General features: G+C 64.5%; 21 protein-coding genes. 12 read left to right on the top strand and 9 right to left on the bottom strand.

All coding sequences use genetic code 11. The features are described 5' to 3' along the window. Window positions 1-98: 98 nt before the first annotated feature. On the top strand, window positions 99-1,019 hold the full coding sequence (locus P0D96_RS14405; RefSeq protein WP_132382769.1) for a DMT family transporter: 921 nt from the start codon (window positions 99-101) through the stop codon (window positions 1,017-1,019). A gap of 53 nt (window positions 1,020-1,072) precedes the next feature. Here P0D96_RS14405 and P0D96_RS14400 read toward each other — a convergent pair whose 3' ends face one another. Together P0D96_RS14400 and P0D96_RS14395 are read right to left on the bottom strand one after the other, a co-directional pair. Continuing rightward, window positions 1,073-1,399, bottom strand: coding sequence for a type II toxin-antitoxin system Phd/YefM family antitoxin (locus tag P0D96_RS14400; RefSeq protein WP_408313994.1), 327 nt, complete (start codon window positions 1,397-1,399; stop codon window positions 1,073-1,075). Window positions 1,400-1,571: 172 nt separating this feature from the next. Continuing rightward, window positions 1,572-2,870, bottom strand: a complete 1,299-nt coding sequence (locus P0D96_RS14395) for an MFS transporter (RefSeq protein WP_408314142.1) — start codon at window positions 2,868-2,870, stop codon at window positions 1,572-1,574. A 191-nt stretch (window positions 2,871-3,061) separates the two neighbouring features. Here P0D96_RS14395 and P0D96_RS14390 point away from each other — a divergent pair, with 191 nt between their 5' ends. From P0D96_RS14390 to mdcH, 8 genes are read left to right on the top strand one after another with little or no spacing between them, the layout of a single operon-like run. Next, a complete protein-coding gene (locus P0D96_RS14390) occupies window positions 3,062-3,835 on the top strand; it encodes a GntR family transcriptional regulator (protein ID WP_408178460.1) in 774 nt (257 codons plus the stop codon). A 9-nt stretch (window positions 3,836-3,844) separates the two neighbouring features. Next, window positions 3,845-5,524 (top strand): malonate decarboxylase subunit alpha, encoded by a 1,680-nt coding sequence (gene mdcA / locus P0D96_RS14385; protein WP_408286102.1) that lies wholly within the window; start codon window positions 3,845-3,847, stop codon window positions 5,522-5,524. 2 nt (window positions 5,525-5,526) lie between these two features. Continuing rightward, entirely contained in the window at window positions 5,527-6,525 is a 999-nt protein-coding gene (locus P0D96_RS14380; protein WP_408313992.1) for a triphosphoribosyl-dephospho-CoA synthase, read from the top strand. After that, entirely contained in the window at window positions 6,513-6,827 is a 315-nt protein-coding gene (locus tag P0D96_RS14375; protein WP_132382761.1) for a malonate decarboxylase subunit delta, read from the top strand. Before P0D96_RS14380 ends, P0D96_RS14375 begins: the two co-directional genes overlap by 13 nt. Beyond that, entirely contained in the window at window positions 6,824-7,708 is an 885-nt protein-coding gene (locus P0D96_RS14370; RefSeq protein ID WP_132382759.1) for a biotin-independent malonate decarboxylase subunit beta, read from the top strand. Before P0D96_RS14375 ends, P0D96_RS14370 begins: the two co-directional genes overlap by 4 nt. Next, window positions 7,705-8,523 (top strand): biotin-independent malonate decarboxylase subunit gamma, encoded by an 819-nt coding sequence (mdcE, locus tag P0D96_RS14365; protein ID WP_408313989.1) that lies wholly within the window; start codon window positions 7,705-7,707, stop codon window positions 8,521-8,523. The genes P0D96_RS14370 and mdcE overlap by 4 nt, the downstream gene beginning before the upstream one ends. Continuing rightward, window positions 8,523-9,227, top strand: coding sequence for a malonate decarboxylase holo-ACP synthase (locus tag P0D96_RS14360; RefSeq protein ID WP_408313987.1), 705 nt, complete (start codon window positions 8,523-8,525; stop codon window positions 9,225-9,227). The genes mdcE and P0D96_RS14360 overlap by 1 nt, the downstream gene beginning before the upstream one ends. Next, complete coding sequence (mdcH, locus tag P0D96_RS14355) at window positions 9,227-10,159, top strand: malonate decarboxylase subunit epsilon (RefSeq protein ID WP_408313985.1); 933 nt, start codon at window positions 9,227-9,229, stop codon at window positions 10,157-10,159. Before P0D96_RS14360 ends, mdcH begins: the two co-directional genes overlap by 1 nt. Window positions 10,160-10,188: 29 nt before the next feature. Here mdcH and P0D96_RS14350 read toward each other — a convergent pair whose 3' ends face one another. After that, window positions 10,189-11,127: a LysR family transcriptional regulator gene (locus tag P0D96_RS14350; RefSeq protein WP_408313983.1), complete on the bottom strand. Its 939-nt coding sequence runs from the start codon at window positions 11,125-11,127 to the stop codon at window positions 10,189-10,191. Between the two features lie 183 nt (window positions 11,128-11,310). On the opposite strand from P0D96_RS14350, the gene P0D96_RS14345 reads away from it, so the two are divergent. Next, window positions 11,311-12,090, top strand: a complete 780-nt coding sequence (locus P0D96_RS14345) for a putative hydro-lyase (RefSeq protein WP_408286116.1) — start codon at window positions 11,311-11,313, stop codon at window positions 12,088-12,090. A gap of 66 nt (window positions 12,091-12,156) precedes the next feature. Beyond that, window positions 12,157-13,458: an MFS transporter gene (locus P0D96_RS14340; protein ID WP_408313981.1), complete on the top strand. Its 1,302-nt coding sequence runs from the start codon at window positions 12,157-12,159 to the stop codon at window positions 13,456-13,458. A gap of 19 nt (window positions 13,459-13,477) precedes the next feature. Here the strand turns inward: P0D96_RS14340 and yjfF are convergent, their stop codons facing one another. From yjfF to P0D96_RS14315, 5 genes are all read right to left on the bottom strand, one after another. Next, on the bottom strand, window positions 13,478-14,575 hold the full coding sequence (gene yjfF / locus P0D96_RS14335; RefSeq protein ID WP_132382745.1) for a galactofuranose ABC transporter, permease protein YjfF: 1,098 nt from the start codon (window positions 14,573-14,575) through the stop codon (window positions 13,478-13,480). Continuing rightward, a complete protein-coding gene (locus P0D96_RS14330; protein WP_408313979.1) occupies window positions 14,572-15,603 on the bottom strand; it encodes an ABC transporter permease in 1,032 nt (343 codons plus the stop codon). The genes yjfF and P0D96_RS14330 overlap by 4 nt, the downstream gene beginning before the upstream one ends. Beyond that, window positions 15,600-17,237, bottom strand: a complete 1,638-nt coding sequence (locus P0D96_RS14325) for a sugar ABC transporter ATP-binding protein (protein WP_408313977.1) — start codon at window positions 17,235-17,237, stop codon at window positions 15,600-15,602. The genes P0D96_RS14330 and P0D96_RS14325 overlap by 4 nt, the downstream gene beginning before the upstream one ends. 215 nt (window positions 17,238-17,452) lie before the next feature. Then, window positions 17,453-18,439 (bottom strand): ABC transporter substrate-binding protein, encoded by a 987-nt coding sequence (locus P0D96_RS14320; protein ID WP_132382739.1) that lies wholly within the window; start codon window positions 18,437-18,439, stop codon window positions 17,453-17,455. Between the two features lie 340 nt (window positions 18,440-18,779). After that, on the bottom strand, window positions 18,780-19,391 hold the full coding sequence (locus tag P0D96_RS14315; RefSeq protein ID WP_408313975.1) for an alpha-ketoglutarate-dependent dioxygenase AlkB family protein: 612 nt from the start codon (window positions 19,389-19,391) through the stop codon (window positions 18,780-18,782). Between the two features lie 154 nt (window positions 19,392-19,545). Here P0D96_RS14315 and P0D96_RS14310 point away from each other — a divergent pair, with 154 nt between their 5' ends. Next, window positions 19,546-20,130 (top strand): malonic semialdehyde reductase, encoded by a 585-nt coding sequence (locus P0D96_RS14310; protein ID WP_132382735.1) that lies wholly within the window; start codon window positions 19,546-19,548, stop codon window positions 20,128-20,130. A 31-nt stretch (window positions 20,131-20,161) separates the two neighbouring features. On the opposite strand, the gene P0D96_RS14305 is transcribed toward P0D96_RS14310, so the two are convergent. Then, complete coding sequence (locus P0D96_RS14305) at window positions 20,162-20,491, bottom strand: hypothetical protein (RefSeq protein ID WP_132382733.1); 330 nt, start codon at window positions 20,489-20,491, stop codon at window positions 20,162-20,164. Window positions 20,492-20,830 lie beyond the last annotated feature (339 nt).

Here is a 20,830-nt window from a genome sequence, read left to right as displayed (position 1 = left end):
TTATGGAATTGCTCAATTTAATTCGTTTGTCGGTACCGTGCAAGCCGCGCAATACTCGGGACATCACCTCATCACATCAATTCGCGGAGCCGTTGCGCATGTCCCTCACCCAACGTCAACAAGGCGCCATCACGCTGGCCAGCGGCGGGCTTTTGATGGGCACGCTCGGGGTCTTCGTCGAGGAAGCGCGCCTCGGCGCGCTCACGCTCGTATTTTTTCGCTGCCTGTTCGGCTTTCTGTCGCTCGCCGCGTATTGCGCGTGGAAAGGCTTCTTCACGCGCGCGCATTTCACTCGACGCACCGTCACGCTGGCGCTGATTACGGGCGTGCTGATGGTCACGCAGTGGGTCGGTTTCTTCGATGCGATTCATCGCACCAGCATCGCGGTTGCAACCGTGGTGTTTCACGTGCAGCCGTTCTGGGTCGTGCTGATCGGCGCGGCATTGTTCAACGAGCGGCTCGGCGTGGACCGGCTCGGCTGGATCGCGACCGCTTTCGTGGGACTCGTGCTCGCGTCGGGCGTCGCGGCCACGGAGAATCTACAGGGCCATACGAGCTATCTGATCGGCATCGGCGAAGCGCTGGTGGGTTCGGTGCTGTACGCGAGCGTCACGTTGATCGCCAAAGGGCTCGGCAATTTGCGGCCGCATCTGCTGACGCTCGCGCAGTGCGCGGTCGGTGTAGTCTGCCTGCCATTCATCGCGCCGCTCACTGCCGTGCATATCGGCCCGATGCAATGGTTCTGGCTGGTCGGCATGGGCGTGCTGCATACGGGGCTGTCGTATGTGCTGATTTACGGTGCGTTGCCCAAGCTGAGCACGCCGATCATCGCCGTGTTGCTGTTCGTGTATCCGCTGACGGCGATCGTGGTCGATGCCGTCGTGTATGGACGGGCGCTGTCGATGCCGCAACTGGCGGGCATGGTGCTGATCGTGGTCGCCAGTCTGGGGGTGAATCTCGGGTGGCCGCTGCTTTCGGTGCTGCGTCCTGGCGGGCGCGTGCGGCGCCAGGTGGATTGAGATGGAAGCAGCGCTAAAAGTCGGCCACTCATGAAGTTCGTGTCACGCCTTATTTATGCGTCGCCGCTGTCAAGGCCAGAAACGCCGTGCCCGGTCGGAAAGACCTCACGGCCCGGTTTCGTATTTTCCGTTGGGCCATCATCCACTGGCTCACGAGACAATACGCCACGCGCCTGTAACTGTGCGATTGATCTCGCCAGTCTCAGCGCGTTTTTTGTGGAGCTCAACAGATACAACGTCGTCTCCAGTCCAGTGCTGCGACTTTCGCTCGCTGCTTTCACGGAAACGACGCGGGTCTCGTCAAAACCAGAAGTGTTCATGAATCTTTGATTGTTGGCTGCGTAGCTCAAGCCACCATTGGAGAGGACCGACGGCGTCAAGCTTCTCGTTTGAGTTGCTAATGCACCAGCAAAGTTTGACGACCAACTTCAATTGATTGAATAAAATAAGATACGCTTTGACAATCAGACTATCGCCCCTACTCGCGGACGTTGACCCCACGCAACAATGCGCAGGGGCAACTCCACCCGCCACTCAGCCAAACGGCCAAACTCACTGAGGCAAAACCTCGCCCTTCGTCTCCGGCGCGAACGGAATCACGAACAGGCCGACGATAAACGCGAGCGCCGTCAACGCCACCGGCACGCCGAGCGTATGCATATGCAGCACCGCCGCGCCGAGCAGAAAGTTGACGCCCGCGCCGACGAACCGCCCGAACGACGTGCAGAACGCGAACGCCGTCGCCCGCACGCGGGTTTCGAACTGCTCCGGCAGCCACAAGCTGAACAGCGCGAAATTGCCGCCGAAGAAACCCAGCACGAAGAGCCACGCGATGAACGGCGCGAGCCCATTGGGCAAGTAAAACGCCCAGCCGAAGCTGCCGACGATCGCCACCGCCATGCCGACGAAGTAGATCGCCAGCGTCTTCTTGCGGCCGATCCGCTCAGCGAGCGGCGGTAACGCGAGACAGCCGAGGATCGTCGCGATGGACAAGAGCCCCGTGGCCAGCGACGCCGTTCTGATCGCATCGTTCTTGGCCATGCCGGCCTTGGTCGCCAGTTGAATCACGGCGGACGGCTCGTACACCGCGCCCGCCCACAGCCCGATGATGGCGATGGTCAGCAGAATGCACGCGACCCAGGTGCGGCGTCGATAAGCCGGTCCCATGATCTCGCGCAAGGGCTTGGTGCGCACGGTGCGCGCCTCGGCCTTCTCCCACTTCTCCGACTCTTTCACCCGCAGCAGGATCAGAATCGCGACCACCACCGGCACCGCACCGGTCAGGAACATCGCGCGCCAGCCGTAATGCACGCCGACCGTGTAGTTCAGCGCCGCCGCAAGGAAGAACCCGGCGTAGTAGCCCGTTTGCAGATAGCCGGCGCCCATCTTGCGGCGATCCTCCGGCCACGCCTCCGCCACATAGGTCCCGGCCAGCGCCCACTCGCCGCCGATGCCGACGCCTGCAATGAAGCGATAGATACCGAGCTCCCACACGTTGTGCGAAGTCGCCGCGAGTCCCGTGAAAATGGCGAACGTGAAGATGGTGCCGGCCAGCACCTTGGTGCGGCCGAAGCGGTCGGCAAGCGGCCCCCAGATGAACGACAGCCCCCACCCGACCAGGAACAGCGCGAACAGGATCGACCCGGCCAGGCCGACGTTCGCCGGCGTCGCCGCATAACCCGAGCGCGGCAGCAGTTCGGTCAAGGCCGGCGTCAACACGAGCGCGTAGATGAACGAGTCCATCCCGTCGAGCGTCCAGCCTGCCCACGCCCCCCAAAAACCTGCGATCTGCGAACGATTGAGCGGCGTGCGGCGCCGCGAGACCGACGTGCGGTCGGTTAGTGAATTCATCATGCTCCTCCGGCCCAACGGTTGGCGTACTTAAGGTTGACGTACTTAACGCGAACGACGAGATGGCGCGTTTGTGACGAACCGAGGTGTCCTCGCACGACCAGTCAGAGGACGCCACGGACAGAAGGCAAACAAATTTCCGGGTTTGCCCGCCTGTAATTCGCGTCTTTTCATATATAATATTTGATATTATGAGCGACGCAATAGATGGTTTTCCCCTGGACGCCCCGGCGCGCATGCCGCTTCTACCCGCGGCGGCGCCGCGTGAGAGCACGTCCCGCGTGATTGCGGAGGCGCTGCGTGCGGCGATTGTCGACGGAACGCTGGCCCCCGGCGCGCCGCTGCGGCAGGACGCGATCGCGCGGCATTTTTCAGTCAGCGCAATTCCCGTGCGCGAAGCCTTGCGGCAGTTGGAGAGCGAGGGCTGGGCCAAGGCCGCCGTGCACAAGGGCGCGACCGTCGCGCCTTTGTCGGCGGAAGAAGCGCGCGAAATCTACGAGATCCGCTCGGCGCTGGAGAGTCTCGCCATCGGGCTGGCGATTCCTAATCACACGGCCGCCACCTTGCAGGAATCCGTTGCTCTGTGCCGCGCCGCCGAGCTCGAGGCAAACCCGTCGCTGTACGTCGCGCGCAATGTCGCGTTTCATATGAGCCTGTATGCGCCCGCCGGCCGTCCGCAACTCGAGGACATGATCGGCACGCTGCACCGGCGTGGTGAAAGATATCTGCGCTTGAAGTTCGGCTTGCCGTCGTACAAGGGCGAGTCCGACAATGAACACGCCGCCCTGCTCGACGCCGTGCAACGCCGCGACATTCCCGCCGCGCAAAAGCTGGTCGTCGCGCATCTGCTGGGCACGGGCGACCTGCTTTATCGTTTCCTGACCGAACGCGCGCAGGCCGAGGCCGCGCTCGCGAATCAACCCAAGCCGCGCGGCAGACGCCCGCGTGCCACCACCGGGAGCTGAGAGAAGCCGATGAACCAACCCGCCCAAGCCGCTGCGTCCGCAGTTTCAACACCTACCGCCCGTTCGTGGACCACGCGTCGCGACGAAAAGAACCGCCGCCTCGCCGCCATTGCACCCTGGCTCGAAGACGGTGTGCTGCCGCCGGAGCGCATCGTCGATGCGCTCGAAACGCTGATTCAGCCGGGCGACCGCGTCGCTCTCGAGGGCGACAACCAGAAGCAGGCCGACTTCCTGTCCCGTTCGTTCGCCAAGGTCGATCCGCAAAAGATCCATGACGTGCATCTGCTGATTTCGAGCATTGGCCGCCCTGAGCATCTGACGCTGTTCGAGCGCGGCATCGCGCACAAGGTCGACTTTTCGTTTGCCGGGCCGCAGAGCCTGCGGGTTGCGCAATTGCTCGAAGACGGCCAGCTGGAAATCGGCGCGATCTACACGTACGTCGAGTTGTACGCGCGCATGTTCGTCGATCTGACGCCGCACGTCGCGCTGCTGTGCGCCGAAAAGGCCGACCGTCACGGCAATCTGTACACCGGCGCGAATACCGAAGACACACCCACCATCGCCGAGGCCGCCGCTTTCCGTCATGGCATCGTGATCGTGCAGGTCAACGAGATCGTCGACGAACTGCCGCGCGTCGATATTCCGGGTTCATGGGTCGACGTGGTCGTGCAGGCGGACCGGCCGTTCGCCGTCGAGCCGCTGTTCACACGCGATCCGCGCCATATCGGCGACCTGCAGGTGCTCACCGCCATGATGGTGATTCGCGGCATCTACGAACCGTACGGCGTGAGCTCGCTGAATCACGGCATTGGTTTCGATACGGCCGCGATCGAATTGCTGCTGCCCACGTACGGCGAATCGCTCGGTCTGAAGGGCAAGATCTGCCGCAACTGGACGCTCAACCCGCATCCCACCATGATTCCGGCGATCGAATCAGGCTGGGTCGACAGCATTCATTGTTTCGGCAGCGAAGTCGGCATGGAGGCGTATATCGAGGCCCGTCCCGACGTGTTCTTCACCGGCAACGACGGCAGCCTGCGCTCGAACCGCGTGCTGTGCCAGTTGGCCGGGCAATACGGCGTCGATCTGTTTATCGGCTCGACCTTGCAGATCGATGCGGACGCGAATTCGTCGACCGTCACCCGCGGGCGTCTCGCCGGTTTCGGCGGTGCGCCGAACATGGGCCACGATCCGCGCGGCCGGCGTCATTCGAGCGAAGCGTGGCTCAAGCTGCTGCGCGATGAGGGTCCAGTGTCCCGTGGCCACAAGCTGGTCGTGCAGATGGCCGAGACCTACAAGAAAGGGGGCGAGCCGACCTTCGTCGATGAACTCGACGCCGTCGCGGTCGGCGCGAAAAGCGGCATGCCGGTCGCACCCGTGATGATCTATGGCGACGACGTCAGCCACGTGGTCACCGAAGAAGGCATCGCGCATCTGCACAAGGCCGAAGGCATCGACGAGCGGCGCGCGGCGATCGCCGCCGTGGCCGGCGTGACGCCGATCGGGCTGCGCGCCAAGCCGGAGAAAACAGCGGAGTTGCGGCGGCGCGGCATCGTCGCGTATCCCGAGGATCTCGGCATCCGGCGCGGCGAGGCCAAGCGCTCGCTGCTGGCGGCACGCAGCATCGACGATCTGGTGACGTGGTCGGGCGGCCTGTACGAGCCGCCGGCGCGCTTCAGGAGCTGGTGAGCATGGCGCCCGCTGCTTTGCTCGCGTGCGCGCAAGCGCAAGCACCGTGTGGTCGCGCCGTACGCGCGACGCCGGCCGATTCGCGCGTCGACGTTGCCGACGGCTCACACGCCACGGCCCGCGCCGCCCGTCTCGCGCCTACGCTTTCCGACACACAGTTGGCACGTTATGCCATCACCGCACTGATCGACGAAGCGCAACTCACGCCCAAGCCCGCGCTGGTCGACCGGCGCGGCAGCGGCGCGCATCGCGACCTCGATCTCGACACCATGCTGCGCTCGGCGCACGCGCTCGAGCCGACCTTCGCGATGCTTGCCCGCGCGGCGCGCCGCCGCGGCGAACCGTCCGCGTTACTGCGCGCTGAACTCGCGCAGATCGGCCGCGCCGGCGAACAGGACATGTTGCAAGCAACAAGCGGCAGCAACGCGCATCGCGGCGCGATCTGGATCGTCGGCCTGCTGGTCGCGGGGGCGTCGCTGCCCATCGGCGCCATGCGTCCGAACGCGTCGCAGATCAGCACGCTTGCCGCGCAGATCGCCTGCTTCCCGGATCGCTTCGCCGCGCCCGCCGACAGTCACGGCGAACGCGCGCGTCAGCGCTACCAGGTCGGCGGAGCGCGCCGCGAAGCGCAAGACGGCTTCCCGCATGTCGTCGATGTGGGCCTGCCCGCGTTGCTCGCGGCGCGCGAGCGAGGCATCGACGAAAACGCCGCGCGCGTCGACGCCCTGCTCTCGATCATGGCAAAGCTGGACGACACCTGCCTGCTGCATCGCGCGGGCTTGCCCGGTTTGCACGCCGGGCAACACGGCGCGCAACGCGTGCTGGACGCGGGCGGCAGTTCGACGCCCGCGGGCAGCGCCGCTCTCGCCGCGCTCGAACACAACTTGCTATCGCTCAACGCATCGCCCGGCGGCGCAGCCGATCTGCTCGCCGCCACCCTCTTTCTCGACATGCTGGCGCATCACGACGCCGACAGGAGCTCCGACTCATGGAAAATCTGACCTTCGACTATCCGGCGAAACGCGCCGTCACGACCCGCGCGCATGTCGGCGTGGTGGGCTCGGGCGATCTGGAAGTGCTGCTCTCGCCCGCCGATCCGGCTAGCGCACTGACGGCGCACGTCGTCGTGCGCACCAGCGTCGACGGCTACAGCCACATCTGGAAGAGCGTGTTCGACCGCTTTTTCACCCGCTACGACGGCGCCGCGCAAATCGAAATCAACGACTTCGGCGCGACGCCCGGCGTGGTGGCGTTGCGGCTCGCGGAGGCCGTCGAAGCCGCCGAACAGGGAGACGACGCATGAATACGGCTGCGACCGCTCATCCCGCGCCGATGCTGCGCGAGAGTTTCATCGAACTGCCGGCGCGCGAGCGCGCCCGCTCGCTGCTGGATGCGGGCACTTTCCGCGAACTGCTCGGCCCGTTCGACAAGATCGAATCGCCGTGGCTGCCGTTGCAAGGCGTCGTCTGCCAGGCGGATGACGGCTGCGTGATCGCGCGCGGCACCATCGACGGCGAACCCGCCGTGGTCGCCGCGATCGAGTCCGCGTTCCAGGGCGGCAGCATCGGCGAAGTGTCGGGCAGCAAGATCGCCGCGGCGCTCGAACTGGCCTTGCGCGACTGCGAACGCGGCAAGATCGTGCGGCCGGTCGTGCTGTTCGAAACCGGCGGCGTGCGGCTTCAGGAAGCCAATCTCGGCCTCGCGGTGATCGCGGAGATTCAGGCCGCGATCGTCGCATTGCGGCGGCATGTGCCGGTGGTCGGCGTGATCGCGGGTATGGTCGGCTGCTTCGGCGGCATGTCGCTGGCGGCTGCGTTGTGCTCGTACCTGGTCGTTACGAAGCAAGGGCGGCTCGGCATGAACGGACCCGAAGTGATCGAACAGGAAGCCGGCATCGACGAGCTCGATGCAAGCGATCGCCGCCGCGTGTGGCAACTGATCGGCGGCGAACAGCGGGCGGCGACCGCGCTCGCCGATCAACTGGTCGACGACGACGCCGACGCGGTGCGCACCGCCGTGCGTTCCGCCTTCGAGCAAGGCGTGCCCGCCGCGCATCGCAGCGAACAGGTCGACGTTTTCCTGAACCGGCTCGCGCAGATCGATCCCGCTAGCGTCACACCGGAATCCATGCGTGACGTGTTCAACCGTCACGGGCAAACCGAATCACGCAAGGAGCAAGCATGAGCGACGCACAACCTAGCCGCGGCGCGCGCTGGTTCCAGGCGCTGGCAGGCGAATCGATCAGCCAGGCGCCTGTGTTGAGCGGCGACGCGCCGCTCGACGGCGAGACCGCGCATTTCTTCTCAGTCGTGCCCGATCCCGCCAACCGCTTTCCGCGCGCGACCGATAACGTGGTCGGCCTCGAACAGGGCTGGCGGCTCGCGCGCGCCGTGCGCGATGCCGTTGCGCGGGATGAAGCGAGCGGCACGCGCCGCCCGATCGTCGCGATCGTCGACGTGAAAAGCCAGGCGTACGGCTATCGCGAGGAGATGCTCGGTATTCACCTCGCCTGCGCCGCGGCCGTCGACGCCTACGCCGCCGCGCGCGACGCGGGCCATCCGGTGATCGCGCTGATCGTCGGACCGGCCATGTCGGGCGCCTTCCTCGCGCACGGCTACCAGGGCAACCGCATCGTCGCGCTCGACGCGCCCGGCACCATGGTTCACGCGATGGGCAAGGAAGCCGCCGCGCGCGTCACGCGCCGCACGGTCGAAGCGCTCGACGCGCTCGGCGAAACCATCGTGCCGATGTCTTACTCGATGACGTCTTTCGCCAAACTCGGCCTGCTCGACCAGTTGATCGACGGCGTCGATGCCGATGCACCGGACGCCGCGCAGATCGAGCGTGTGCGCCAGGTGTTGAGCGAGCAGATACGCAGCGTGCGCGACGATGGCCGCCGCAATCTCGCGCATCGGCTGGAATCGGCGGCGGCGCAGAAGAATCGCGCGGCGTCGATCGAAGTGCGGCGGCGTCTCGCCGAACAATGGGATGCCGTGTGATGCAAGTGTGTGCCGCGCCGCCGTTTGCAATCGAACACGCATTGTCGTGCGACGCGCGATGGCGGCCGCATGATTTGCTGCGTCTGCAACGCTTGCAAGCATTCGATGGTGAACCGGCGTGGGTGCGCGGGGCTTTCCAGCGCGCGCCGTATGCGGTCGTACGACGCGCGCTGGCGGCCAACGGCTTCGTCGCGATCGGTATGCGCGGTGCCGGGCGGTCGGAGCGCTATGGCACGTGGGCAGCGTCGGCGGATGTGGTGAGCGCCGTGTCGCCGGAAGCGCTCGCTTTTTCATGCACGCCACTCGCCGGGCGCAACGCACTGCCCGCTTTCGCCGCGCTCGCCGCGTTGCAGGAGGACGCGACGGGTCCGTTGAGTGCATTCGTCTGGGGACCGACTGGTAGTGCCGGCTTCGAACTTGCGACACACGTACCGACGGTGACGGCAACGAGCGATCTCGACCTGCTCATCCGCACCCGCGACAAACCGCTCGCGCAAGTTCGAGCCGTTGAATTGCTGCGGCATCTGCAAGCGCTGGCGGAACGCATCGGCGTGCGCGTGGACGCGCAGCTCGATACGCCCGCCGGCGGCGTGCCGCTAGCCGAGTGGGCAGCGGGCAAACCGCGCGTGCTGGCACGCCACGAGCGTGGCCCGCAACTGATCGAGAATCCCTGGGCCGCCACGTCTCACGGCGGCGACGCCTGATGCTCGCGCTGCTTTTCCCCGGCCAGGGCGCGCAGACGGATGGTTTCCTGCATCGTCTGCCGGAGCATCATGCGGTGCGCGACACGCTCGCGGAAGCGTCGCAGGTGCTCGGCGTCGATGTGCTCACACTGGACACGCCCGACGCCTTGCGCTCGACCGTCGCGGTGCAGATCGGCTTGACGGTCGCGGGCGTGGCGCTCATGCGCGCGCTGGCTGCCGAACGGTTCGTGCCGGAGATCAGCGCGGGCTTATCGGTCGGCGCGTATCCGGCGGCAGTGAGCTGCGGCGCGATTCACTTCGAAGACGCGCTGAAAATGGTTCGCCGCCGGGCCGAATTGATGGAGACTGCGTACCCATCCGGCTACGGTCTCGCCGCGATATCGGGTTTGACCGAGTATCAAGTGGAAACCCTCGCTGCGCGGCATGCCGAAGAAGAACAGCAGCATGTCTATATCGGCAATGTGAACGCGCCGCGCCAGATTGTCATAGCGGGCCCGAATGACGCACTGGACGCCTTCATCAAACGCGCGCTCGCAGCGGGCGCGCGCAAGGCCACTCGCCTCGCGGTGAGTGTGCCGTCGCATTGCGAATTGCTCGCGCAAGCCACGGACGAACTGGTCGCCTACGCGAAGGACGTGCCCTTTCACGCGCCGCAAAGCATCTATGTCGGCAATCGCGGTGGCCGTCCGTTGTATACGGCGGACGCGATCCGCAACGACCTCGCGACCAATATCCGCCACACCGTGCGCTGGTTCGACGCGCTTACGGTCATGCAGGAAATGGGCGCACACGTGCTGATCGAAGCGCCACCGGGTCAGGTCTTGACGGACATCGCGCACGAGTACTTTCCTGAAACCGCCGCGCTCGCAGCCAGCACCTTCTCGTTCGATCGACTCGTGGCCACCGCGCGACGGCGTCTGGACGCCGGCTAAACACGCCGCGCGGTGTTCGTCAGCATGCCTCAGCGTTTCTCGATCAACTGCCGCCCCATCGCCTTCGCATACTGATCGCACGCGTTACGCGCGACACGCGATGCCGCCAGCACGCCGACATCGGCGTCGTCACGGTAATACATCGCGACATCGATCGGCGGCGGCAGCGGACGCACCTGCAATTGCCCCAGTTCGCCGTTGCTTAGATAAGGCTCGACGAATAGCGCGGGCACCGCCGCAATCCCAAAGCCGTCGCGCAGCAGTTTCACGATCACCGCGACCGACGGCATGCAGGTCACCTGAGTCTGCGCGAGCGGCACACCGGCGCGCTTTGCGAGCGCCTGCACGATCGCATCGACGGCGACTTGCGGCGCGGTGCCACGGCCGAACGTCAGCACGGGTTTGCTCAACATCGTTTGCACATGTTTTGCGCGGCTGGCGGGAATCAGATCGCTGCGCGCGATCCAGCGCACGGGATAGCTCGCCAATAAGGTCGACACGATCGACGCCTCATGCTCCCCGGTTTCTTCCACCTGAATCACCAGATCCAGTTCGCCCGCGCGCAAACGCGGCCCGAGTATCGCGCTCGAATCGACGGTGAGATCCACGACGATGCGGTTGTACTCGAGGTTCAGCATGCGGATGTAGTCCGGCAGCCAGCTATGCACCACCGTCTCGATCACGCCGAGGCGCAAGCGCGTCGCCACTTGCGTCTCATCTTGCGCGGCCAGTTGCAGCGAGCGCGTGGCCTGCACCACCGAGCGCGCATGCGCGAGCAGACGCTCGCCATTCGCGGTGAGCTGAAATTCCGCGGCATCGCGCTCGATCAACTCGACGCCCAACTCCGCTTCGAGCGTTTTGATGCGCAGCGAAATCGCCGCGGGCGTCGCGTGCATGGCGGTGGCGGTCGCGCGAAAACTGCCCAGGCGGGCGAGCGTCAGAAACGTTTCGACAAAGCGGGTGTTCATTGCAGGTTCTCTCAACAGCGGCGGGATGGACGCGATCATCGCCGCAAACCGGCTGCGGCGCTGTTAAGTTTAATTTAACGAAACGCAATAAAAACTCGCTGGATGGATATTTTTGACGTTACTAATCTGGGTTGCATCACAGAGCTTTTCAGCCAACGCGATCTACCTGGAGTCGAGCAGTCCATGTCCTACACGCCGTCCGAGTTTCGTCAGCAGATACGCAGCCGCCGCCTGTCCGGCCCCACTGCGGGCTATTGCGGCGACTATGCGCAAGCCAACCTCGCCATCCTGCCCAAACAACACGCCGACGATTTCCTGCGCTTCTGCACGCTCAATCCGAAAGCCTGTCCGCTGCTGGCCATCGGCGAACCAGGCGATTGGCGCGTGCCCGCGCTCGGCGCCGATCTCGACATCCGCAACGACGTGCCGGCGTTTTATGTGTACCGGCATGGCGAGCGCGCCGAGGAAGTGCGCAGTCTCGACGAATTGTGGCGCGACGATCTGGTGGTGTTCGCGATCGGCTGCTCGTTTTCCTTCGAAGAAATGCTGCGGCGTGAAGGCATCGCGCTGCGGCATATCGAACAGCAGGTCAATGTGCCGATGTATCGCACACACGAGCGCAATGTGGCGGCCGGCGTATTCGGCGGCAACCGCGTCGTCTCGATGCGGCCGATGAAAGCCGCCGACGCCATCCGCGCGATCCAGATCACCAGCCGCTTTCCCGCCGTGCACGGTGCGCCGGTTCATATCGGCGATCCGTCGCTGATCGGCATTCGCGATCTGGCGCGTCCCGATTTCGGCGACGCCGTCGAAGTGCGCGGCGACGAGTTGCCCGTGTTCTGGGCTTGCGGCGTCACACCGCAAGCCGCCATCGAAAGCGCGCGTCTGCCGTTCGCGATTGCGCACAAGCCGGGACACATGCTCGTCACCGACATTCCCAACACCACGCTGGCGGTGCTGTAGCCGCGGCGTTTGCCCCCATCACCAGCCGCGCGACGAAACGCGGCCAACGACGACCGGAGTGCAAGCATGGAAACCGAAGCGCAGTTGACCGCCGACACCGGGCATTACGACCCGGCCGGATCAGGAAAAGGCCCGTTCGCATGGTATCGGCAGATCTCCGCCAGTGAGAAGCGCGCCTTCTGGAGTTGCAAGATCGGCTACGTGCTCGACGCCATGGACACGCAGTTCCTGAGCTTCGTGATTCCGACGCTCATCGCGACGTGGGGCATCACGCGCGGCGACGCCGGTCTGATCGGCACGGTCACGCTCCTGAGTTCTGCGCTCGGCGGCTGGGCTGCCGGCGTGCTGTCGGATCGCATCGGCCGGGTCAAGACACTGCAGATCACGATTCTCTGGTTCGCGGTCTTCACGCTGGCTTGCGCGCTGGCGCAGAATTTCTCGCAACTGCTGTGGGCGCGCGGGCTGATGGGACTCGGCTTCGGCGGCGAGTGGACGGCCGGTGCGGTGCTGATCGGCGAAGTCATCCGAGCGCGCGATCGCGGCAAGGCGGTGGGACTCGTGCAGGCGGGCTGGGCGATCGGCTGGGGTATCTCGACGTTGCTCTTCATGGCCGTGTTCTCGCTGGTGCCGGCCGATTACGCGTGGCGCGTGCTGTTTGCGATCGGCATTGCGCCGGCGCCGTTCGTGATCTGGATCCGCCGCTTCGTCGACGAACCCGAAGTGCATCGGCAGCAGAAAGCGGCGCAGGCCGCCACGCAAACGCGCACCTCGCTGCTCGATATTTTCCGTGGCGAGATTCTGTGGACGACGCTGCGAGCGTCCGTGCTGGCAACCGGCGTGCAAGGCGGCTACTACGCGGTGACCACCTGGCTGCCGACGTATCTGAAGACCGAACGGCATCTGAGCGTGATCGGCACCGGCAGCTATCTGGGCGTGATAATCATCGGTTCGTATTGCGGCTATCTGACGGGCGCTTATGTCAGCGACAGGATCGGCCGCAAGCGCGCCTTCATCGCGTTCGCACTGGCGTCGTGCGCGATTGCGCTGATCTACACGCAACTGCCGCTCGACAATCTCTCGATGCTCGTGCTCGGTTTCCCGCTCGGCTTCTGCGCGTCCGGCATTTTCTCGGGCATGGGCGCGTTCCTCACCGAACTGTTCCCCACGCGGATTCGCGGCTCCGGTCAGGGCTTCTGCTACAACTTCGGGCGGGCGGTCGGCGCGACGTTTCCGTTCCTGATCGGCTACGTCTCGCAGACGATGACGCTCGGCCACGCGATCGGCGTGTTCGCAGCGGCCGCGTATGGTGTCGTGATCCTCGCCGCGCTGACGTTGCCTGAAACCAGAGGACGGCAACTCAGCACGTGAGCCGCCGCTGCGCGCGTGTTCAAGCCTGCTCAGGCGCACGCCCGATCACATGCGAATCCGACGCCGCCGAGCCGTCCGCGTGCCCGCGTTCCCGTCCCGCGGTCACGACCGCGCCGGTGCCACCCGGACGCCCCACTGATTTGGCGTGACGCTCGATCAGCCGTTGCAACAGGCAGAACGCGCACAGCAAGGCGCCGATCACAATGCGGGTCCACCACGAACTGAGCGTGCCGTCGAACGTGATCAGCGCCTGGATCGTGCCGAGAATGCCGACGCCGAACAGCGAGCCGATCACATAGCCGACGCCGCCCGTCAGCAGCGTGCCGCCGATCACGGTCGCGGCGATCGCATCGAGCTCCATGCCCTGCCCTTGCAAACCGTAGCCCGACAACACATAGAACGTGAAGACCGCGCCGCCGAGCGCCGAGCAGAAGCCGCTCAGTGCATACACGCCGATGCGTGTGTGCGCGACCGGCAAGCCCATCAGCAAAGCCGAGCGCGCGTTGCCGCCGATCGCGTAAACGTTGCGCCCGAACCGCGTGAAGTGCGCCACATAGATCGCCGCCAGCAGCGTGACGAACGCGATCAGCACATTCGCCGTCACCGAGCCGACGCCGATGTCGAGACGAAACGCCGAAATCTTCTGGAACGTCGGATCGGTGATGGTGATCGACTGCGTCGTGATCAGAAAGCACAAGCCGCGCGCGAAGAACATGCCGGCCAGCGTGACGATAAACGCCTGCAAGCGGAAGAAGTGAATCAACGCGCCCTGCACCGCGCCGAACACGGTGCCCATCAGCAGCACGATCGGCAGGATCACCCAGACCGGCCAATGCAGATGTTCGGACAGCACCGCTTCGACGATGGTCGTCAGCGCGACGACCGATCCCACCGACAGGTCGATGCCGCCGGACACGATCACGAACGTCATGCCGATCGCCACGATCAGCAGGAACGCGTTATCGACCAGCAGATCGAGGAGCACTTGCCACGAGAAGAACCCGGTGTACATCACCGAGCCGAATCCGAACAGCGCGCAGAACAGCAGGATCGTAACGGCAATCGGCAGCGTGCGCGGATCGACGATATGAGCCCAGGCTTCGAGGATGCGTCTCATCGCGCCACCCTCCGTTGCGTGACAAGCGATAGACCGAGCGCACGCGCCGACGGCGACTGGATCACGCTCACCGCAAGCACCACGGCGGCCTTGACGACGAGCGTGGCTTCCGGCGGCACGCCGATCGAATACGTGGTGTAGGTCAGCGTCTGAATGATCAGCGCGCCCAGCACCGTGCCCGCGAGACTGAAGCGGCCGCCGAGCAGCGACGTGCCGCCGAGTGTCACCGCGAGGATCGCGTCGAGTTCGAGCAGCAGCCCGGCGTTGTTGCCATCGGCACTGCGCACGTTCGAACTGATGAGAATGCCCGCCATCGCCGCGGTCAGTCCCGAGAAGCCGTACACCGCGAAGACGAGCGCTTTGGATCGCAAGCCGACCAGACGCGTGGCGACCGGATTGACACCGATCGCGCGAATGAACAGCCCGAGCGCCGTGCCTTCGACGAGCGCGGCGGTGGCCAGCACCGCCACCGTGGCGATCCACACCGAGCACGGCACGCCGAGCCAGTAGCCGCCGCCCACGAACAGATAGCCCGGCGCGCCGATCGGAATGATCTGCCCTGCCGTCAGCAATTGCGCGATGCCCCGGCCGGCCACCATCAGGATCAAGGTGGCGATGATCGGCTGCATGCCGACGAAGGACACCAGCAAACCGTTCCACATGCCGCTCAACACGCCGACGATCAACGCCGCGATCAGCGCCTGTGCGATCAGTCCACCAGTCGGCACCGGCTGCGTTGCCAGTATCGTGGCGGCGGCCGCGCCCGCGATCGCTACCACGGCGCCCACCGAAATGTCGATGCCGCGCGTCGCGATCACGAGTGTCATGCCGGTGGCGACAAGCACCAGCGGTGCAGCGCGATTCAGCACATCGATCGGCGCGCCGAACAGATGGCCGTCGAGCATGCGCAGCGACAGAAAATGCGGATTGACCCACAGGTTCAGCCCGCACAACAACACCAACGTGACGCATGGCCAGATCAACGGCCGCTCGGCGCCGTCGCGCACGAACCAGTTCGATAGCTTCATTCGCCGCTCCCCGCGATGAGTCGATAGATGTTGTCCTCGTTCGACGCTTTACCGGCCACTTCGGCGATCTTGCGACGGTCGCGCAACACCGCCACGCGATGACTCACGCGCAGCACCTCGTTGATCTCCGACGAAATGAACAGGATGCTCAAGCCGCTCGCGCACAGCGCCAGCAGACGATCCATGATGTCGAACTTGGCCGCGACGTCGATGCCGCGTGTCGGCTCGTCGAGTATCAGCAGCTTGGGATCGGTGGCGAGCCAGCGCGCCAGCAGCGCTTTCTGCTGATTGCCGCCGGACAGCAGGCCGATCGGCTGTTCCGCATCCGCGGCCTTGATGCCGAGCCGCTCGATCCATAGATCAGCCAGTTCGCGCGCGCGTTGCCGGTTGATCTTGCGCCACCAGCCACGCCGCGCCTGCAACGCCAGCAGGATGTTCTCGCGGATCGACAGTTCGGCGACGATGCCTTCTTTCTTGCGGTCTTCCGCGCAATAGCCTATGCCGTGGCGCACCGCATCGCGCGGCGAACGCAGCCGCACGGGGCGGCCTTCCACCAGAATGGAGCCGCTGTCGGCGCGGTCGGCTCCGAACAACAGCCGCGCGGTTTCCGTGCGGCCCGAGCCGAGCAAACCGGCAAGGCCGAGGATCTGACCCGGCTGCACGTCGAGGTCGATCGGCTGCATGGTGCCGCGCCGTCCGACGCCGCGCAGCTCGATGAATGGCTGGACGGTCTGCGCGACTTGTTTTTCATGCGTGTCGTGTCCTTCCTGGGCGGCTTCACGCAAACGTGCGCTCATGCGCTCGTGGCCGACCATCTTTGATACCAGTTGATCGGCCGGCAGATCGCGCGCGAGATACTCGCCTTCGCGCTCGCCGTTGCGCATCACCGTAATGCGATCGGAGATGGCATACGTCTGCTCGATGAAATGCGTGACGAACAGAATCGCAATTCCCGATTGCTTAAGATGCCGAAGTATTTTGAAGAGCTGGCTGACTTCGCCGTCGTCGAGGCTCGAGGTCGGCTCGTCGAGAATCAGCACACGCGCGTCGACGGAAAGCGCCCTCGCGATGGCCACCATCTGCTGCACGGCGATCGGATATGCATCGAGCGAACGGGTGACGTCGAGCGTCACGTCGAGGCGCGCCAGCGCGGCTTGAGCCCGACGCTTGATGTCGGGCCAGTCGATTGCGCCGAAGCGTCTCGGTTGCCGGCCCGCGAAAATGTTCTCCGCTACCGAGAGATTCGGGCACAGGTTCACTTCCTGATACAGCGTGCGCACGCCGGCCGCTTCGGCCTCCTGCGGCGAGGCGAACGCCACCACCTCGCCACCGAGGCGGATCGTGCCGGCGTCCGGCGCGACGACGCCGGTGAGCACGTTGATCAAAGTGGATTTGCCCGCGCCGTTCTGCCCCATCAGCGTATGAATCTCGCCGGGGAACAGGCGGAAATCGACCCGCTGCAGCGCCTTCACGCCCGGGAACGTCTTGCTGACGCCGGCGGTGGCGAGAATCGGTTCGACAGTGTTCGTGGTGCCGTCGGCATGGGTTGCCGCGGCGCCGGTGATTCCGGTGGCGGCTTGGGCGTTGCCGGTGCCGCCAGCCGGCGGATTCGGTTCGGAAGCGGGATGCGTCATAGGCCTCGCTCGATCGGCGGTGCGTGGTTCGGCGGCCTCCAGCAGCCTCCAGCCGGCATTGCGCGGAAAAGAGGCCGCCCGCTACCCAAGCAGACGGACGGCCAGGCACCACTGGAGAAACCTTTTTTCGTGTGTCGGTACTGCGCTTCCCTGTCGCGCGTTGTTCCGTGCGTCTATGTCCGCTTATGACAGTCAGGAAGCCTTATCAATTACCGTCAATACTTGCGCGTCGGTAGTGTCTGCGCGGCGACGCTCATCGGGAAGACCGTCTCTTCCGTCAGGATACGCTTGGGCAGCGGCTTGCCGGCGACCACATCCTTCACCGCCGACATCAATTGCGGCCCGAGCAGCGGACTGCATTCCACATCGACGTTCATCTTGCCTGCGGCCATCGCCTGGAAGCCGCCCTTGGTCGCATCGAACGAAACGACGATGACGTCCTTGCCCGGATGCATGCCGGCCTCTTCCATCGCCTGGATGGCGCCGAGCGCCATATCGTCGTTATGCGCATAAACTACATTTATTTTATTTCCATATGTCTTTATAAACGCTTCCATGACCTGCTTGCCGCCGGCCAGCGTGAAGTCCCCACTTTGCGAGGCAATGATCTTGAATTTGGGATCGTTCTTGATCACTTCGAGAAGACCCGAGTGCCGGTCGTTGGCAGGCGCCGATCCGACCGTTCCCTGAAGTTCAGCGATGTTGACGGGGCCTTGGTCGTTTTTATAGTGATCCGCGAGCCAATGACCACCGCGCCGCCCTTCTTCCATGAAGTCCGAGCCGATCATCGTCACGTAGAGCGAGGTGTCTTTCACGTCGATGTTGCGATCGGTGAGAATCACCGGAATCTTCGCGGCTTTAGCCTCGCGTAGCACCGGTTCCCAGCCCGACTCGACGACCGGCGAAAACGCAATCACGTCGACTTTCTGCGCGATGTAGGAACGGATCGCCTTGATCTGGTTTTCCTGCTTCTGCTGCGCGTCGGAGAATTTGAGCTTGATCTTCGCCTCGGCCGCAGCGGACTTGACCGATTCGGTGTTGGCGGTTCGCCATGCGCTTTCCGCGCCGACTTGCGCGAAGCCCAGCGTGATCTGTTTGTCCTGCGCGTAAGCGCCCGGCGTGGTCAGCGTCAGCGCACCAAAGCCCGCGCAGAGTGCGAGCGCGCCCAACGCACGACATGCGGCGCGTCGTGTATTCGCCATGACTGTCTCCTGATCGTTGTTGTGTAGGCGACCCATCGAATCCGCCCAGCCGTTGCGGCCCTCACGGTGCGTGGATCGTGATGTAGCGTAGTGTCTAGGGCGTTAACCGTCCAATCATATGATTCGCGTCGGCGATATCAATTTTGGTATAGCGGGCGGTGGCGGTTGTGGCGTGGACGTGGGATGCGCTGTTGATGTGGGCGGAGTGCGTTGGTTGGCTCGGCGATGCGCTTGGCGCTTTTTTATGCGCTTACGTGCTCGGCTGCTTGTTCGGCTTGTTCGCGCTTGTCGGGCACGCTCGGCTATGCGGCGCCACCGCCGCCGCCCAACACGCGACCCATCAGCGGACACTCGCGCGCGGCGTCACCCACCGAAACGTCAGATTGATCCGCTCACCCGCCACGCGCGGCTCCTTCGGCACCCGATGCCGCCAATCCGCTTGCGTGTTGCCCTTCATCACCAGCAAGCTGCCGCCCTTCAGCGAAAAAGACTGCACGACGCCGGTCTTGTTATGCCGCAGATCGAACGTGCGTGCGACACCCAAGCTCACCGAGGCGATCACCGGCTGTGCGCCGAGTTCGGGCTCGCGGTCCGCATGCCAACCCATGCTGTCGGTGCCGCTGCGGTAGCGGTTGATCAGCACGCTATTAAAATGCGCGTTGCAAATAGACTCCACGGCGGACTTCAGCTCGGCGACGGTCGGCGTCCACGGTTGTGGCACGTTGCGAATACCCGAGTAGACATAGACGGCGTCAGGCTCGCCTTGCCACGCGGTCAGCCGCGGCAGCGGCACGCGGCCGGCGGGCGTGCCTATCATGTCCTGACGCCATTCGACTTCGTCGATGAGTTGCGTCAAGGCCCGTGCCGCCCTTTCAGGCGTCAGCCAGTCGGGATACCAGTCGACGTCGGGCGCCGGCAGAGCATCGGAAAAATCCGCAAAGAGATCCGTCATGAGATTGCCTGAGTACGATCGCGCGCTCAATGCGCGACCGGAAAGAACCTTGGCTATTATGGCGGCAACGACGGCGACGCTCCTACGCGCGGCTTGCGGTTTGATCCGGGCGCCGTCCTTTCCAATTCACACACAACCTTCAAGGAACAATCAAATGATTCTTTCCGACCAGGCGCTCGATCAGCTTTTCCGCGAAGCGCGCACGCATAACGGCTGGCAGCAAAAACCTGTCGACGACGCCGTGCTCAAACAACTCATCGAACTCGTGCTGCTCGGCCCGACCTCGGCCAATTCCAGCCCGGGCCGCTTTGTCTTCGTCAAAACGCAGGAGGGCAAGGAGAAGCTGCGCCCGGCTTTGTCGCCAGGCAATCTGGAGAAGACGATGGCAGCGCCGGTCACGGCGATCGTCGGGATGGACATGGAATTTTACGAGCACCTGCCGAAGCTGTTTCCGCACGCCGATGCGCGCAGCTGGTTTGCCGGTAACGACAAGGCGATCGCTGACACGGCATTTCGCAATTCGACGCTGCAAGGCGGCTACCTGATTCTCGCCGCCCGCGCGCTCGGCCTGGACACGGGTGCGATGTCGGGTTTCGACGCCGCCAAGGTCGACGAAGCGTTCTTTGCCGGCACGACCGTGAAGTCGAACTTCCTGATCAATCTGGGCTACGGCGACCCGTCGAAACTGTTCCCGCGCAGCCCGCGCTTCGCTTTCGACGAGGCCGCGCGGATCGTCTGATCCACGGCGCCCGATCTGCTGTTGAGAGCGGTCAACTCAAGATCGCCACGTAGAACACCACGGCGCCGATCAACGCGCCAATGAAGCAGAAGCCCTCTTCGGCGTCGTCGCCGTTTGACCGAACCCAGGCCCCGACGACGCCGAACAATCCCGCGATACCCAGAGCGACACTGAGCATCACGACATAGAACAGCGCGCTTTTGCCCAACTCGGAAAAATCGATGTTGCGCACGCCGAAGTACACGCCGATCGCCATCACCGAAATGACGACGAGCGGCAGCATGACATGGCTGCCCTCGTGTCCGACGTGATGCGCATGGTGCGCGTGGCGGAACGGGTTGCCTGATCTGAGCAGCTTCATGTGCGCCTCCTGCTTCGCCTTCCGGCGGCGACAAAACGAACCGCTAAGCGGACTGCGACGGCTTCATTGTGGCCCTCGCCCTGGCTTTAATACAAGCCGGTTCTATTTGAGAATAGTCCACGCTCGGGCACAATTCAAAGCCCATTTAATTCGACCGTATCAGCCAGCTGGACGGCCTGCATACAACAGCGTGGATTGCTGCAATGCAGTAACGTGCGAACACCTTCAGAGGTAGGCGGTCTGGCGTGCCGACATCGAATTTGGCGCCGCCGGCACGCGCTTGCACATCTCGGTAGAATGGATCGGCTCGGGGGGGGGCGGCGGGGGGGGGGGGGGCCC

Source organism: Paraburkholderia sp. RL17-347-BIC-D (genome assembly GCF_046027915.1).
Classification (GTDB): domain Bacteria; phylum Pseudomonadota; class Gammaproteobacteria; order Burkholderiales; family Burkholderiaceae; genus Paraburkholderia.
Note: the sequence above shows the minus strand (reverse complement) of the source record. Positions and strands in the feature narration are given on the sequence as shown.